Genomic DNA, 15,186 nt, shown 5'->3' with positions numbered 1-15,186 from the left:
CCGCGGGCCCTCAGCTCGCCAGCACTACACACAGCCGATAGGCCTCATCCGCAATGGCATCGCGGGCGGGACCAAGGTACTTTCGGGGATCGGTGGAGTTCGGGTTGCCGGCGAGGAAGGTGCGGATTGCTGAGGTGAACCCGACGTTCAGCGCCGTCCCGATGTTCACCTTGGTGATTCCCGCTCGCACAGCATCGCGCAGGACAGCGTCGGGCACGCCAGAGGAGCCGTGAAGCACAAGAGGAACATCTAGCCGGCTGACGATGCGTTCGATCAGTGCGATGTCCAACACGGCTTCGCGGGCGGTCATTGCGTGGGAGCTTCCGACCGCGACTGCGAGGCCGTCCACGCCGGTCGAATCGACGAAACTGGACGCTTCGTCAGGGTCGGTCCGCACCCCTGGGGCGTGCGCTCCGTCCTTCCCGCCAATCGCGCCGAGCTCGGCCTCGACCCACAGTCCGCTCAGGTGAGCCTGGGCGGCGAGTGCAGCAGTCTGTTCGACGTTTCGCTCATACACCAGATGCGCCGCGTCGACCATGATCGAGCTCACCCCGAAGTCATCGGCCAGGGTTATTCCGGCGCGCGCCATAGTCTCGTCCTGAATATGGTCGAGATGGATCGAGACGGGCACATCGGCCGCGGCCGCACACTCGCGGGCTGCCGCAAGCAAGGGTCGCAGGGCCCCGCCCCGGTACAGCACCAAGTTCTCACTCAACTGCAGGATCACGGCCGCCTGTGCTCGCTCGGCGCCGGCGATGATGCCCTCCACGTGCTCCATGGTGATGATGTTGAACGCAGGAACGGCTGCATGTCTGGCACGTGCTGTGGCGATCAGGTCAGTCGTTCGCGCGAGGGGCATGGTTAGATCTTCAATGCTGGCGCCGTTGTTGCGCAACTCGGTGGAGGCGGGCATCCACTTTTCCGCTAGAGATTACGCTCCGCGAAGCCCGTACCGCAATCACCAGCAAGCGCTCCTGCTACCGCTCGGCGTCGCGGGCCGCTCGCTCTTTGTCCTGACGCTCCATCTTGGCGAAGTACCCCGCGATGGGAACGTCGGTCGACGAGTGCGCGATGATCGACAGCGAAATTGCCACCACGATGAGATGGAAGAGGTACTCGGCGTCGGGATTGCCGCTCTCCAGCACCAGCAGTCCGTAAAGCACCGAGGCAAAACCCTTGGGGCCAAACCACGCCGCTGTGCCTCGTTCCTCCCACGGCAGTTTGCTGCCGATCAGCGCGATCTCCACGGCAACCGGGCGGGCGACAACGAGGATCAGTACGGCGAACAGGTAGCCGAGCGGCGGAACATCCGCGAGCAGACTCGGCGCGATGAGCGCCCCGAAGACGAAGATGGCCAGGAGCTTGACGATCTCGGCAATGTATTCGCCGTACTCGACGAATGCGTCGCGCATCTCGGGGGCGGCGCTCGCGATCGTGATTCCCGCGGCGAAGGCTGCGAGATACAGGTTCGCCCCGGTGACTGTCGCAACCCCGTAGATGATGATCGCAATGGCAACAGGACCGAGCGAGGCATACAACGGCGTGGTGACGAGGAAGCGAATCCTCAGCAGGAGGGAGACGAGAAGCGGCACACCGACACCGAGTGCCACACCACCAACCAGCTCGAGCGTGAGCAGCAACGGCTCGACATCGGGACCGCCGACTGCAGCAATAAAAATCAGAACGACGGGAAGGGCCAGTCCGTCGTTCAGCCCGGACTCAACATTAAGCAGACCGCGCACCCTGGCAGGAATCTCAACGCGGCCCACGATCGCAGAAGCGAATACGGGATCGGTGGGGGCGAGTACGGCTGCGATAAGCAGCGCCTCCGGCCAGGGCACATTGAGGAGCCATACCCCGAGCACCGCGGTAATGATGAACGTGAGAGGCATGCCGAGCAGAAGCGCTCGACCCGGCAGGCGCCACGCCTTCGCGAGGTCGCGGATGGCGAGGCGCTGGCCGTCGGTAAAAAGTACGACGAAGAGAGCGACCTGCGCGAGCTGGCTTACCTGGTCATCCCCGGCCTGCAGGGGGATGACGCCCAGCATGCCTTGCCCGAGCAGAAAACCTGCGGCGAGAAAGAGCACGGCGGTAGATAACACCGTGCGGTGCGCGATCCCCGAAATAAGAATCGCGGCGAGAAGCACAGCTCCGAAAGCGAGGATCACACGAGCAATGCTACGCGCGGCCCTTCAGGATCAGGTTCCAGTAGACCCAGGGCAGGATGTGCCGGTCGAACACCCACGTCAGCCGCCGCTCCCGCGCGAGCCCGGGCCAGAACGGCACCGTGGGCTTCTGTCGGTACCGGTCATCGAATTCCGCGAAAACCACGGTGCCGCGCGAGACGGTGAACGGCGCAACCGAATATCCGCTGTATCGCGCCGATGGCGACTTTCCCGCTTTAACGTCGCGAAGATTGCCGGCAAGCACTTTGGCTTGCTCCCGAAGTGCCCCGCCGGATTTTGAGTTGAGGGTGGCAGCCGCGTCGCCGAGCGACCACACGTTGTGATGCCGGCGGTGGCGCAGCGTGTACGGGTCGACATCGACGAACCCGGCGGCGTCCCCCGGCGCTGGAAGGGCCGAAGCTTTCAGCCAGTCCGGAGCCGATTGCGGCGGAACCACATTCAGGACGTCGTACGACATCCGTTCGGGCTCACCGTCGGCCGTGCGGACCACGATCTGACGCTGATCCCCATCCACCTCAATCAGCTCGGTGCTGGTGCGAAGCTCGATGCCGTACTCGTCGATCTTCCGTTCGAGTTCGGAGTCGATGGCGGGAATGCCGAAAACCGTCGGGTCTGGCACCAGCATGACCACCCGGATGTTGTCGAGCACACCCTTGGCTCGCCAGTACGCGCACGCCAGGTACATCGGCTTCTGGGATGCCCCGGCGCAGGTTGCCGGACCCGCTGGTTGCACGAATACGACGGTGCCCTCGCGCACGTCGCGCAGCAGCCGCGACGTCTTGGCGACGTACTCGAACTCGTAGTGCGATGACACGTATGGTGTGGCGAGCGCATCGACCAGGCCCGGAATTCGGTCGAAATCTTTCTGGATGCCCGGACACACCACGAGGTGACCGTACGTCATCCGTGTTCCCAGAGCGAGCACGAGCTCGGAGGCATCGGGATTGATGCTGACCACCCGATCCTGCCGCCACGTGACTCCGCGAGGCGTGACATCCCCTTGGGGGCGATGAGCCTGGCTGGCCTTCGCCGTGCCACCGGCGACGTGCGAGAACAGCGGCTGGTAACGGTGGTGCGAGCGCGGCTCGATAACGGCGACATCGTTCATGCCATACCGGTGCAGCCGACCCGCCACCGACAGTCCGGCGTTGCCTCCGCCGATAACAACCACGTCATGATGGGCCAGGCGCTCATTACCAGTCATGTCATCCACGCTACGAGGTCGGTCACAAGCATCGGCAGGGCTTGACGAATGGCACATGACAGGTTTTGGGGGGATTACCCCAGCTTCATCTCGCCTCCAAGCGGCTATTCTGAGACACAACACCTGACCCCCGCCGATTGACGCTCACGGCAACCGACGACTTGGAGTTTGTTCCTTGGCCCCTACAGCCCTGATCCCCTGGCTTGATCCAGCGAACCTTATTGAGGGTTTCGGCCCGTTCGCGCTGCTCGGCGTGTGCCTCATCGTTTTCGCTGAGACCGGCCTGCTGCTCGGGTTCCTGCTGCCGGGTGACACGCTGCTGGTCATTACCGGACTCCTGACCTTCACCGGCACCATGGTGCCAGCGGGGCAGGGCATCCAAATTCCCATCTGGCTGGTCTGCATTTCGATCAGTGTCGCCGCGTTCCTCGGCGGAGAGGTCGGTTATCTCATCGGCCACAAGGCCGGGCCCCGCATCTTCGAACGCAAAGAGACAGGTCTCTTCAGCGTCGAGAACGTCAAGCGCACCAACGGCTTCTTCGAACGTTTCGGCGGACTGGCAGTTATCGTTGCCCGGTTCGTGCCGATCGTGCGCACCTTCGCTCCCGTCGCCGCCGGCGTTGGGCACATGAACTACAAGAAGTACTCCCTGTACAACGCGATCGGCGCCATCATCTGGGGTTCAGGGCTTACCTTCCTCGGATTCGTGCTCGGCTACATCCCGCCGCTCAGCGATTTCGTCACCAACTACATCGATGTGATCCTGCTGGCGGCCGTCGCCATCGCGGTTGTGCCGACGGTGTACCACTACATCCAGTCGATGGTGAAGGCCCGCAGGCGCAACGCAGCCATACTCAATGACGCTGAGGCAGAAGCGCTCGTGCTCGACGAGAAGAAGTTCGACCAGAAACTGGGCGACTAACTTTCGCTGCCCGCGGCCGGGTCGGTCGGGGCCGATTGCGCAGGCCTGCGCTTGCGGATCGCGTCGATGCCCTGCTGGGCTCCACGGCGCACCTCGATCTCGGGATCTTTCAACAGCGGCCGGATGACCTCCACGTCGTCACCGATCGCACCGAGCGCGCGTGCCGCAGCCGCGCGAACCCGCGCCACCTCGTCTGTGAGCAGCACGCCGACCTCATCCTGAAGCTGCAATCCACGGGTGGCGGCAACCCTCGTCGCCATCTCCCGCACACGCCAGGCCTGGTTTTGGAGTGCCGCCGTAACGCCGGCGATCGCGCTGTCATTCCAGACATAGAGCAGCGCACGCGTGCCCCACAGCTCCGGCCAGTACAGCACGGGCGCTCCATCCAGGATGCCCTGGGCGTGCTCCCCGCCCACCACGAGCAGGAATTCTTCGCCCTCGTTGTTGCCGGCCAGCAGCGACAGCGAGCGCAGCACGACGGTATCCAGGCCGAGCTGCTCAACGGCAGCGGCGATTCGGGCTTCGATCGGAAGTTCTACAGGAGTCTCATCAGGCACCATGCAACCCTACGTGGCCGCGACCCAGATTGATGCGCGAGCTTCAACGGCAAGCGCGTCACACCTGGCACGATCAATCACCGCGTCGACCACGATCCCCTCTGCCTCCAGGTGCCTCAGCAGCACGGGATCGCGATCGCTGATGCGCACCACCACCCCGCCGCTGGGCGCGTCCGTCACCAGAACCGCCTGCGGTCGGTGGAGGGAGCCGTCGGCTGCCGGGATCGGGTCGCCGTGCGGGTCACGGCTCGGATGCCCGAGCTGTGCGTCCAACGCGTCCAACAGCTTGTCGCTCATCGCATGCTCCAGCACCTCGGCTTCGTCGTGCACCTCGTCCCAGCCGTAGCCGACGTGCTGCACGAGCCAGGTCTCGATGAGCCGGTGACGCCGCACCATGCGCAGGGCCAGCGCCGTGCCATCCGGGGTCAGTTCGATCGCACCATAGGGTTCGTGAATCGCGAGCCCCTGCGCCACCAGCTTTTTGACCATTTCGGTGACGGATGACGCGGCCAGCCCCAGGCGGGCAGCGAGCAACCCCGTGGTGATGTGCTCGGGCTGCCATTCGGTGTGCGTGTAGATGACCTTGACGTAGTCCTCCACCGCGGTGGGCGCGACGGCCATCAGTTGCCGCTCGCCACGAGCACGATGAGCAGGATGTTGAGCACGGTGATGGCGCCAGCCGAGATCCAGCCGCTCCAGCGCAGCCATGGGCGGTTCACGAAATCGCCCATTAACTTTCTCGAACTCGCGAACCAGACCAGCGGAATCAGGGCGAACGGGATGCCGAAACTCAGCACCACCTGGCTGAGAACCAGCGCACGGGTGGGGTCGAAACCGATGGCGAGAACTACCAGCGCGGGAATCAGGGTGATGGCCCTGCGCAGCAGCAGAGGGACCTTCAGCTTCAGCAAGCCACCCATGATCGAGGAACCCGCATAGGTTCCCACGCTGGTCGATGCAAGCCCGCTGGCCAACAACCCGATCGCGAAGATGACTCCGATGGCGGGTCCAAGGGTCGCGACGACCGCGGCGTGGGCTCCCTCGATCGAGTCGGTGCCCTCGACACCCCTGAGCGCTGCCGCCGCCAGCAGGAGCATGGAAATGTTGACCGCTCCCGCAACGAAGAGCGCGCCGCCCACATCCCACCGGGTGGAGCGCAGGAGGCTTCGGATCCGCACCGGATCGGTGGTCACCCCGTGCCGGTCCCGCGCAAGGGCGGAGTGCAGGTAGATCACGTGCGGCATGACCGTCGCGCCGAGCATCGACGTCGCGAGCAGTACGGAGTCTGTGCCCTCGAAGCGCGGGACGATGCCGGCAACCGCTTCGGCCGGGTTCATCCCGCTGAAGAACAGGCCGCTCATGAAGCCGATCACGATTACGCCCAGCAGCGTGATGATCACCGCCTCGAAGGATCGCTGGCTCCGGTGGGTCTGCAGCAGCAGCAGGCCCATGGATGCGAGCCCGACGATGAGCCCGCCCAGAAGCAGGGGAACCCCGAACAACAGGTAGAGGGCGATGGCGCCACCGAGCACCTCGGCGATGTCGGTCGCCCCGGCGACGAGCTCGGCCTGGATCCAGTAAACGCGCCTGGGGCCGGTCTTCAGCCTTTCGCCGAGGATCTCGGGCAGGCTCTGGCCCGTGACGATCCCCAGTTTCGCCGACTGGTACTGCACGAGCACGGCGATTCCATTCGCGAGCACGAGCACCCAGAGCAGCAGGTAGCCGTACCGGGCACCCGCGGTGAGGTTCGCGGCGACGTTGCCGGGGTCGACGTAGGCGATGGCAGCGACGAACGCCGGCCCCATCGCGAACATCGTGGCGCGAACCCGGCTCGGCGGAGCCGCGAGCAGCGACGGCGATTTCGGCATACCGAAACCTTAGCGCTCGGCTGACGCTTCCGAAATGACGGACTCGAGCGCGTGAATCCGCGCGCTCTCGGGGACTCGGGCCCTAGATCGCGCCTCAACTCCGTCATTTCGGAAGAGAAGACGGAAGATTGGGCGGCCGTGTAGCGAAGGGCTGCGGTGCTACTCCCCCAGCAGCTGAGCGCGAACCGTCGGCATGATCGCCGCGAAAGCGAGCGCGCGGTGGCTGACCGCGTTCTTCTCCTCCGCGCGCAGCTCGGCCGCACTGACCGACATCCCGGAGGGCTTGAAGATCGGGTCGTACCCGAAACCGTTCGGACCGATCTGTTCAAGCAGGACGGTCCCGGGCCAGATACCGAGCTCGACGAATTCCCCGGCCTCGGCCGCCGAGGGCGGTCCGTCGGGCCCAACGGCTCCGACGGGCGGCGGCACCACCAGCGCGGCCGCGCAGGTGAAGTGGGCGGCGCGGTTGGTGTTGGCCCCGAGGTTGCTGAGCAGCAGCTCGAGGTTCGCCGCGTCATCCCGCCCGCCCGCATACCGGGCAGAGTGGATGCCAGGAGCCCCGCCGAGCGCATCGACCGAGATCCCGGAGTCATCCGCGATCGCCGGCAGCCCCGTGAACGCGGACGCGGCACGAGCCTTGATGAGCGCGTTCGCCTCGAAGCTGTCGCCGTCTTCCACCGGCTCCGGCCCGTCATATCCGATCAGTTCGATGCCGTCGAGCGCATCACCGAGGATGCGACGCAGCTCGTCTACCTTGTGCGCATTGTGGGTGGCGAGCACGAGTTTCATGACGCGAGGGTGGCTACCTGAAGCGCGGTCAGGTCGGTGGCTCCACCCAGGGCGAGGTCGAGCAGCGCGTCGAGTTCGCGTCGGTCGAAGGGGGCAGCCTCGGCGGTGCCCTGCACCTCCACGAACAGCCCGCGGCCGGTCACGACGACGTTCATGTCGGTCTCGGCGCGGACGTCTTCGGTGTACGCCAGGTCGAGCAGCGGCTCACCGTCGATGATGCCGACGCTGACCGCGGCGACCGAGTCGATGATCGCTTTCGCGTTTTTACCGATGAAACCCTTCGAGCGCCCCCACTCCACGGCGTCGGCGAGCGCAACGTACGCTCCGGTGATCGCCGCGGTGCGGGTGCCTCCGTCGGCCTGCAACACGTCGCAGTCGATGACTATGGTGTTCTCCCCGAGCGCCTTGGTGTCGATCACGGCACGAAGCGAGCGACCGATCAGCCTGGAGATCTCGTGCGTGCGGCCACCGATCTTGCCCTTGACCGACTCGCGATCCATGCGGTCGTTGGTGCTGCGCGGCAGCATCGAATATTCGGCGGTGACCCACCCTTTGCCCTTGCCATTGAGCCAGCGAGGAACACCGTTGGTGAACGACGCGGTGCACAGCACCTTCGTGCGCCCGAACGAGATGAGCGCGGATCCTTCGGCCTGGTCACTCCATCCACGTTCGATGGTGACGGCACGCAATTCGTTCGCCGCGCGGCCATCGATTCTCGGCTTGCTCAAGGTCATGTCAGATATTCCGTTCTCGGTATGTGTATGGCCCCGGTGTCGTACGTGTTGACGCTGGCGACCTCGGGGCCGAGGAATCGTGAAGCCAGTGTGAGAAATGCGGCCTTGTCGGGGCCGGTCGCCTCGAAGGCGTAGGTGGGGGCATCCATCGACTGCCGCTCCAGATCGTGCGCGACGAGCGTGCGGTAGACGTCGTAGGCCGTCTCGTCGGCGCTCGACACCAGCGCGACCGAGTCGCCCATGACGTACTGGATCGCCGCAGACATCAGCGGATAGTGCGTGCAGCCGAGCACCAGGGTGTCGATGTCTGCCGCCTTGAGGGGCGCGAGGTATTCCTCGGCGACGGCGAACAGTTCCGCTCCGCTGGTGATGCCGGCTTCCACAAATTCGACGAAGCGGGGGCAGGCCTGGGTGAACAATTCGAGCCCGGATGCCGCGGCAAAGGTGTCGTCGTAGGCCTTCGACTTGACCGTTCCGACGGTTCCGATCACCCCGACACGCTTGTTGCGCGTCTGCCTGACGGCTGCTCGCACCGCCGGCTGGATCACCTCAACCACCGGGATGCCGTAGCCATCTGTGAAGCGCTCACGAGCATCCCGTAGCATCGCGGCCGATGCAGTGTTGCAGGCGATGACGAGCAGTTTCACGCCGTCAGCGACAAGATCGTCCATGACCTCGAGGGCGTAGCCACGCACTTCGGCGATGGGCTTCGGCCCGTACGGGGAGTGCACTGTGTCGCCCACGTACAGGAGCGATTCGCGCGGCAACTGGTCGATGATGGCCCGCGCCACGGTGAGACCGCCCACGCCACTGTCGAAGACTCCGATCGGCGCGTTATTCACGCTTCGAGGTTACTAGTGCTTCGTCGTTGCCATCACGTCGAGTGGAGCGGCAAGCGCACGCCACCTAGGCTCGGCTCATGAGCACTGCATTACTGACCGATCGCTACGAGCTGACGATGGTGGATGCCGCGATCGGCAGTGGCACGCATGACCGGGAGTGCGTTTTCGAGGTGTTCACCCGGCGGCTTCCCGATTCGCGCCGGTACGGGGTGGTGGCGGGCACCGGACGCCTGCTGTCGCTGATCGAGGAATTCCGTTTCGGCGATGAGGAGCTCGGCTGGCTTCGCGATAACGCTGTCGTGCGGCCGGACACCATCGACTGGCTCGCCGACTACAGGTTCACGGGAAATATCACCGGATACCGCGAGGGCGAGCTATTCTTCCCCGGCTCCCCCATCCTCGTGGTCGACGGAACATTTGCCGAAGCCGTCCTGCTCGAAACCCTCGCATTGAGTGTGCTCAACTACGATTCGGCGGTTGCCTCGGCCGCGGCGAGGATGACGTCGGCAGCGTCCGGCCGTCCGCTGGCCGAGATGGGCTCACGACGCACCGGTGAGAGCTCTGCCGTTGCTGCGGCCAGGGCAGCGTTCATCGCCGGGTTCAGTGCAACGAGCAATCTCGAGGCGGGCAGGAGCTGGGGAATCCCGACCATGGGCACCGCCGCGCACTCGTTCACGCTGCTGCACGACAGTGAGGAGGAGGCGTTCCAGGCGCAGGTCGATGCGCTCGGTCCGTCGACCACCCTGCTGGTCGACACCTACGACATCGAGGCCGGGGTCAACCTCGCCGTGAAGGTGGCTGGCACGTCGCTCGGGGCGGTGCGCATCGACTCCGGAGACCTCCCCGTGCAGGTGGCTGCCGTGCGTGCCCAACTCGATTCGCTCGGCGCCACCTCAACACGCATCACCGTCACGAACGACCTCGACGAGTACACGATCGCCGCGCTCAGGGCCGCGCCGGTCGACTCATTCGGCGTCGGCACAGCGGTCGTGACGGGTTCAGGACACCCCGCGTCCGGGATGGTCTACAAGCTCGTCGCGCACCGGGACTCTGGCGGGGACTGGGTCAGCGTCGGCAAGAAGTCTGAGGCGAAGGCGACCGTCGGTGGCCGCAAATTCCCCGTCAGGACGGTCGACAGCACTGGCACCGCGGTCGCCGAAACGATCTATGTGGATGCCCCGCCCGCCGCCAGCGCGACCGGACGCACCCTGAGCGCCACCCTGGTCACAAACGGCGTCTCGGACGACACGTTCACCGGGGCCGCAGGGACGGCGCGCGCCCGCGCACACCACGCGACGGCGATCGCCGAGTTGCCGGAGGAAGCATTCCGTCTTGGTCGCGGAGAGCCCGTGATCCCGACGGTGTACCGCTAGGCGACTACTTCAGGGTTTCGTAGATCTCTTTGCACGTCGGGCACACCGGGAATTTCTGCGGGTCGCGGCCCGGAACCCAGAGCTTGCCGCACAGAGCGAGCACCGGCTTGCCGGACAGTGCGGATTCCATGATCTTGTTCTTCGGGGCGTAGTGCGAAAAACGCTCGTGGTCGCCCTCTTCGACCTGCTCCTGCTGGATCAGCTCCTCGAGCTCGCGATCGAGAGTGTCAGTGCCGCCGCCTGCGCCGCCCACGTCTGGATCTGACATGCGATACGAATCAACCATGGGTCAATTGTAGTTGCGTCGACCTAGTTGCGCAGGGTGAAGGCGAGCAGCTCGGGACTGCGTTTGTTCACGATGTACCCACCCCACAACAGCCCGCCGATGAGCACCACCACACCGGTCAGGATGCCGGCGGCCATCGCCCGGAGTTGCAGACCTTCATCCGGCTGATACAGCGACAACACCATCAGCCACACGACGGGCGCTGACAGTGCGATAGTCATCAGGAACGACAGCGACTGCACGACCGACCCCGCAGCGCCAACCGCCTGTGGCTGCGCAAACGGGCCGTCACCGGGGTGGACGGCCGGGTACGGGAAAGCGGCCGAGATGACGCTGGAGATCCCGAGACCAGCCAACAGCAGGCATGCGCTCAATCCGATGAGTCCAGGGAGTCCGCTGGAGTCTCCCGAAATCAGTACGCTCACGAAACTGCCGATGCCAATCAGGGGAACCCCGAGAAGCAGGGCAGGCACGATTCTGCCCCAACGGTCATCCAGGCCCCGGGTATTCGCCGAGACATGCACCCAGAACGCCGAGTTGTCGTGCGCAACATCGTTGTGCACCATCCAGCCGAGGAAGAGGCACATCACGGGCACGGGCACCCACATGATGAACTCGCCGGGCACACCGCCGACCATGAGTGCCGCAATCATCAGCAACGGCACAACCGGGATGACTGCGAGAGAAACCCCGTAGCGGGAGTCGCGGCCCCAGTAGGTGAGGCTCCTGGCTGCGATCGCTCCGGCAGGGTTATCCGGAAGCGCCGCAAACCAGCCGAGGCGGTAACCCCGCCGTGCGCTGACGTCTCGGTCTGGCCGGGCGAGCATGAAGCCCACGAGCACACGCCAGGCCAACCACAACACAATGAGGAAGGCGACCGACAGCAGCAGCTTCAGCGCCGCCTGATCCCCCAGACCGAGCGCGGCATCGCCGGGCGCGCTCCAGGCCGAGCCGAGCGGTGTCCATTCAGCCACTGCGGCGATTCGGCGCATGATCGGCAAACCCTGGCTCTGCCAGTCGAGAGTTGCCATGATGGCGAAAGACGTGGCCCCGACGACCGCGATGACGGCACCAGCATTTCCTGCGCCGTCACGAGCCCGGCTTGACGATAGGAACGTTGATGACGCGGCCGTTGCGACCCTCGCAGCGAGAACGCAGGTGGGCACGATCACCACGGCAGCGACTACTGCGACAAACGCGGGAAGCGGTGCCCGGCTCCACGTCACGACCTGCGCGATGGAGAGCACGACCATGATGAGGATGGGGACGCTCAGGCAGGCGGCAACCGCAAGCCGGAATGCCAACCGGGTTGGGGAGATTCCCAACAACGCGAATCGCCGGGGGTCGAGCGGGTCTTCGATACCAAAGGCGACGGGCAGCAGGAAGAAACCCAGCACGATCGCCGAGCCGAAGACGACGATGATGACTCTGGCAACATCCGGAGTCGACGAGCGCAGGTCAACAAGGCCCGCCGCGAGCACGGCGGTCATACCGAGTCCGGCGAGCAGGGCGAGAGCCATCCCGAAGAGCTGCGCGGGGCCACGCCTCAGCGTGTTGGAGAAGATGGTCAGCTTCAGATGGAGAAACTGTGCAACCACGGCAGACCCTCCGCGACTTGACCGCCGCCCGTCAGCTCGACGAAGCGATCTTCCAAAGACTTTCCGTCCCTGACTTCATCGATTGTGCCGTCGGCGAGTATCTCGCCGTCAACGACAACTGCCACGTGGTCACAGATTCGTTGCACCATGTCCATGCTGTGGCTCGAAAGTACAACTGTGCCTCCCGCCGCCGCATATTTTTTCAGGATGTCGGTGACCGTCGCCGCCGAGACCGGATCGACAGACTCGAACGGCTCGTCGAGAACCAACATTCGCGGCGAATGGATCATGGCGGCCGCGAGCGCGATCTTCTTGGTCATCCCGGCCGAATAATCCGTGACGAGACGCCCCATCGATTCCTCGAGTCCAAATGCCTGCGCGAGGTCAGCGCTTCGTTTGCGCACCACTGCGGCGTCGAGGCCGCGCAGGATGCCGGCGTAGTACAGCAGCTGCCATCCCGTGAGCCGGTCGAAAAGCCGCAAACGGTCTGGCAGAACGCCCATGTAGCGCTTGGCCGCCAGCGGGTCGCTCCACACATCGCTGCCGTGCACCATCACGGTGCCGGAATCCGGACGCAGCAACCCGGTGATCATCGACAGGGTTGTCGTCTTGCCCGCGCCATTCGGCCCGACGATGCCGTAGAAGTCGCCAGCCCTCACCTCGAGGTCGATCCCGGCAACAGCGAGGGTGTCGTCGAATCGCTTGGTTAGCCCGGTGACGGTCAACATCACGCCGTGAGTGGCGGTATCGGTGGTCACGGCCACCATCTCAGCAGCTGCGGTGGTGGCAACGCCTGACGCGACGAAGTCTGGCGCGTCTGAGTCTGAGGTCTCGACATCAGGGTCCTGGGTCGTCTTCCGAAGCCCGGCCAGAGCAATAGCTGCGGCGACCTGTGTAGCCCTGGCGGCTCTCGCCGCGGCAAGAGAATCCCGGAGGTCAGAGACGCGTGTCGTGGAGGCTGACGCTGCCCGCTTCGTCCATCCACTGGCGATCGTCAGCAACTGATGGGCCGCGTTCAGCGCCGCAGGTTCTCCGGCCGGTGCCGAGGAGCCTGAATGCTCTGTGACTGACTCTTCCAAGGTGGGCGTCGCCTGCGCGGATGCTGCGACGGCAACGGGTGGTTCGATGATCTGGGCGCTAACGACGTCAATCTCGACAACCGTCTTGTCGGCGTCGACCTTCTCGGCGACAACCTTGTCTGGTTCGGTCTGCGTTGCTGTGGGCGTCTTGGCGGCCGGAGACTTAGGCGTGGACGGAACCCTCGGCTTCGTGGCGGCTTTTGTTGTTGCAGTCGCCTTCGAGGCGGCAGTCGCCTTCGAGGCGGCCGTTGCCTTCGAGGCGGCCGTCGCCTTCGAGGCGGCCGTCGTCTTTGAGGCGGCCGTCGTCTTCGGCGTGACTGCTGCTTTCGCCGTGGCCGGCGTCTTCGCCGTGGCTGGAGTTTTCGGCGCAGCAGAGGCTTTTGCAGCAGCCGTGGTCTTCGGTGCGGCACCCGCCGGCTTAGCTGCGGGCTTGCGTGGGGTAGTGGATCGCGCGGCAGCGGGCTTCTTCACCGGCTTCGGCGCCGCCTGGGTGTCCCCCGATGGCGCGGTTGTCGCTGAGTCGCTCGGCGCGGCGCCCGCAGCCGCAGCTTTCTGCGCGGCCGTGGTGCGTGGGGCAGCAGGCTTGCGTGGTGAGGTCGGCTTTTTAGGCGTCGTCGTGCGGGGCGCAGCGGGCTTGCGCGGGGTTTCCGCGCGCGATGAAGCGGATGCCGGGGCATCCGTCTCAGGCGTCGAAATCAGTTGGGTCTCGCCCTCTTCGGGTTCCAGGGCGTTTTCCACTCCACTAATCTATCAAGCCTTGTCCCCCTGTGGACGCCCATCACGAATAGACAACAACCCTGAGATTGCCATAGCAATCTCAGGGTTCACGGGTACTCTAGGCTGAGCACAACGGCGTGTCCTGATAGAAAATCCCCGGCAAACAGCAGGCAAATTGCGGTGTTTGCGGGTGGACTTGATTCTTTTCCAGAGACAACCTAGGAGTTCCACGTGACCACGCAGATCGTCATCCTGGCGGCCGGTATGGGCAGTCGACTCGGTCGATCCCTTCCCAAACCCCTCACCGAACTTGCCGATGGCCGCACCATCATGCGCCAGCAGTTCGACAACATTCGTCACGCCTTCGGCAACAACGCTCAGGTCACTGTCGTTGTGGGATACAAGCTCGAGCACATCATCGAGGCTTTCCCCGAAGCGTCGTTCGTGTATAACGAGCAGTACGACCAGACCAACACGTCGAAGAGCCTGATGCGAGCCCTGCAGGCCTCCGCACCCGGTGGCGTGCTGTGGATGAACGGCGACGTCGTCTTCGACCCGACCGCTCTCGAGCGCGCTGCCCGCCTCGTCGCTCGCGACCAGTCATTCGTATCCGTCAACACCTCGAAGGTGTCCGACGAAGAAGTGAAGTACACCACCGACGCGGAGGGTTACATCCGCGAACTCTCCAAGACCGTCAAGGGCGGCCTCGGCGAGGCTGTTGGAATCAACTACATCTCGCGCGACGACAAGGCCGTACTGCTCCGCCAGCTCAAGCGCGTCGGCGACCAGGACTACTTCGAGCGCGGCATTGAACTCGCCATCGAACAGGATCGCCTCCTGATCGAACCCGTCGACATCTCCGACCTCTACGCGGTCGAGATCGACTTCGCCGAAGACCTCGAGCGAGCAAACCTCTTCGTCTAGCCGGTGCGCCCGGCCTGCGGGTCGAGCGTGCCGAAGCCTCACTCGCTGTCGACGCGTGGGTGAGGACTCGGCAGGCTCGATCCGCGGATAGATCCGCAAGATCAGGG

Annotated in this window: 15 protein-coding genes; 3 read left to right on the top strand and 12 right to left on the bottom strand. The window is 64.8% G+C overall.

Going from position 1 to position 15,186, the window contains the following annotated elements:
• Positions 1-10 precede the first annotated feature (10 nt).
• The 3 genes from QMG83_RS04880 to QMG83_RS04870 all read right to left on the bottom strand — a co-directional run bounded on the left by QMG83_RS04880 (position 11) and on the right by QMG83_RS04870 (position 3,390).
• Positions 11-913 (bottom strand): class II fructose-bisphosphate aldolase, encoded by a 903-nt coding sequence (locus tag QMG83_RS04880; protein ID WP_283504210.1) that lies wholly within the window; start codon positions 911-913, stop codon positions 11-13.
• Between the two features lie 64 nt (positions 914-977).
• The gene (locus QMG83_RS04875; RefSeq protein WP_283504209.1) at positions 978-2,168 is read right to left on the bottom strand and encodes a cation:proton antiporter; all 1,191 of its coding nucleotides are present in this window, start codon (positions 2,166-2,168) and stop codon (positions 978-980) included.
• A 10-nt stretch (positions 2,169-2,178) separates the two neighbouring features.
• Entirely contained in the window at positions 2,179-3,390 is a 1,212-nt protein-coding gene (locus tag QMG83_RS04870) for an NAD(P)/FAD-dependent oxidoreductase (protein WP_283504208.1), read from the bottom strand.
• 175 nt (positions 3,391-3,565) lie between these two features.
• Between QMG83_RS04870 and QMG83_RS04865 the strand changes: the two genes are divergently transcribed.
• Positions 3,566-4,312 carry a DedA family protein gene (locus tag QMG83_RS04865; RefSeq protein WP_283504207.1) on the top strand — a complete coding sequence of 249 codons (747 nt, stop codon included), beginning with the start codon at positions 3,566-3,568 and terminating at the stop codon, positions 4,310-4,312.
• Here the strand turns inward: QMG83_RS04865 and QMG83_RS04860 are convergent.
• The 6 genes from QMG83_RS04860 to murI all read right to left on the bottom strand — a co-directional run bounded on the left by QMG83_RS04860 (position 4,309) and on the right by murI (position 9,102).
• Complete coding sequence (locus QMG83_RS04860; RefSeq protein ID WP_283504206.1) at positions 4,309-4,872, bottom strand: HEAT repeat domain-containing protein; 564 nt, start codon at positions 4,870-4,872, stop codon at positions 4,309-4,311. The two genes, QMG83_RS04865 and QMG83_RS04860, sit on opposite strands and share 4 nt — an antisense overlap.
• A gap of 6 nt (positions 4,873-4,878) precedes the next feature.
• Complete coding sequence (locus QMG83_RS04855; RefSeq protein ID WP_283504205.1) at positions 4,879-5,490, bottom strand: metal-dependent transcriptional regulator; 612 nt, start codon at positions 5,488-5,490, stop codon at positions 4,879-4,881.
• Complete coding sequence (locus tag QMG83_RS04850; RefSeq protein WP_283504204.1) at positions 5,490-6,737, bottom strand: Nramp family divalent metal transporter; 1,248 nt, start codon at positions 6,735-6,737, stop codon at positions 5,490-5,492. The genes QMG83_RS04855 and QMG83_RS04850 overlap by 1 nt, the downstream gene beginning before the upstream one ends.
• A 159-nt stretch (positions 6,738-6,896) precedes the next feature.
• On the bottom strand, positions 6,897-7,526 hold the full coding sequence (locus QMG83_RS04845; RefSeq protein ID WP_283504203.1) for a non-canonical purine NTP pyrophosphatase: 630 nt from the start codon (positions 7,524-7,526) through the stop codon (positions 6,897-6,899).
• Positions 7,523-8,260 carry a ribonuclease PH gene (rph, locus tag QMG83_RS04840; RefSeq protein ID WP_283504202.1) on the bottom strand — a complete coding sequence of 246 codons (738 nt, stop codon included), beginning with the start codon at positions 8,258-8,260 and terminating at the stop codon, positions 7,523-7,525. The genes QMG83_RS04845 and rph overlap by 4 nt, the downstream gene beginning before the upstream one ends.
• A complete protein-coding gene (gene murI, locus QMG83_RS04835) occupies positions 8,257-9,102 on the bottom strand; it encodes a glutamate racemase (protein ID WP_283504201.1) in 846 nt (281 codons plus the stop codon). The genes rph and murI overlap by 4 nt, the downstream gene beginning before the upstream one ends.
• 77 nt (positions 9,103-9,179) lie before the next feature.
• On the opposite strand from murI, the gene QMG83_RS04830 reads away from it, so the two are divergent.
• On the top strand, positions 9,180-10,475 hold the full coding sequence (locus QMG83_RS04830; RefSeq protein WP_283504200.1) for a nicotinate phosphoribosyltransferase: 1,296 nt from the start codon (positions 9,180-9,182) through the stop codon (positions 10,473-10,475).
• Between the two features lie 4 nt (positions 10,476-10,479).
• Here QMG83_RS04830 and QMG83_RS04825 read toward each other — a convergent pair whose 3' ends face one another.
• From QMG83_RS04825 to QMG83_RS15410, 3 genes are read right to left on the bottom strand one after another with little or no spacing between them, the layout of a single operon-like run.
• Positions 10,480-10,761, bottom strand: coding sequence for a DUF3039 domain-containing protein (locus QMG83_RS04825; protein ID WP_283504199.1), 282 nt, complete (start codon positions 10,759-10,761; stop codon positions 10,480-10,482).
• A gap of 23 nt (positions 10,762-10,784) precedes the next feature.
• Complete coding sequence (locus tag QMG83_RS04820; RefSeq protein WP_283504198.1) at positions 10,785-12,359, bottom strand: hypothetical protein; 1,575 nt, start codon at positions 12,357-12,359, stop codon at positions 10,785-10,787.
• Positions 12,335-14,176, bottom strand: coding sequence for an ABC transporter ATP-binding protein (locus QMG83_RS15410; protein WP_349357413.1), 1,842 nt, complete (start codon positions 14,174-14,176; stop codon positions 12,335-12,337). Before QMG83_RS15410 ends, QMG83_RS04820 begins: the two co-directional genes overlap by 25 nt.
• Positions 14,177-14,386: 210 nt before the next feature.
• Between QMG83_RS15410 and QMG83_RS04810 the strand changes: the two genes are divergently transcribed.
• Entirely contained in the window at positions 14,387-15,079 is a 693-nt protein-coding gene (locus tag QMG83_RS04810) for a phosphocholine cytidylyltransferase family protein (RefSeq protein WP_283504197.1), read from the top strand.
• Positions 15,080-15,186: the final 107 nt, after the last annotated feature.

This window comes from Salinibacterium sp. G-O1 (assembly GCF_030063305.1).
Classification (GTDB): Bacteria; Actinomycetota; Actinomycetes; order Actinomycetales; family Microbacteriaceae; genus Rhodoglobus.
The sequence above is the reverse complement of the archived record's forward strand: the minus strand, read 5'-3'. Positions and strand labels throughout refer to the sequence as shown.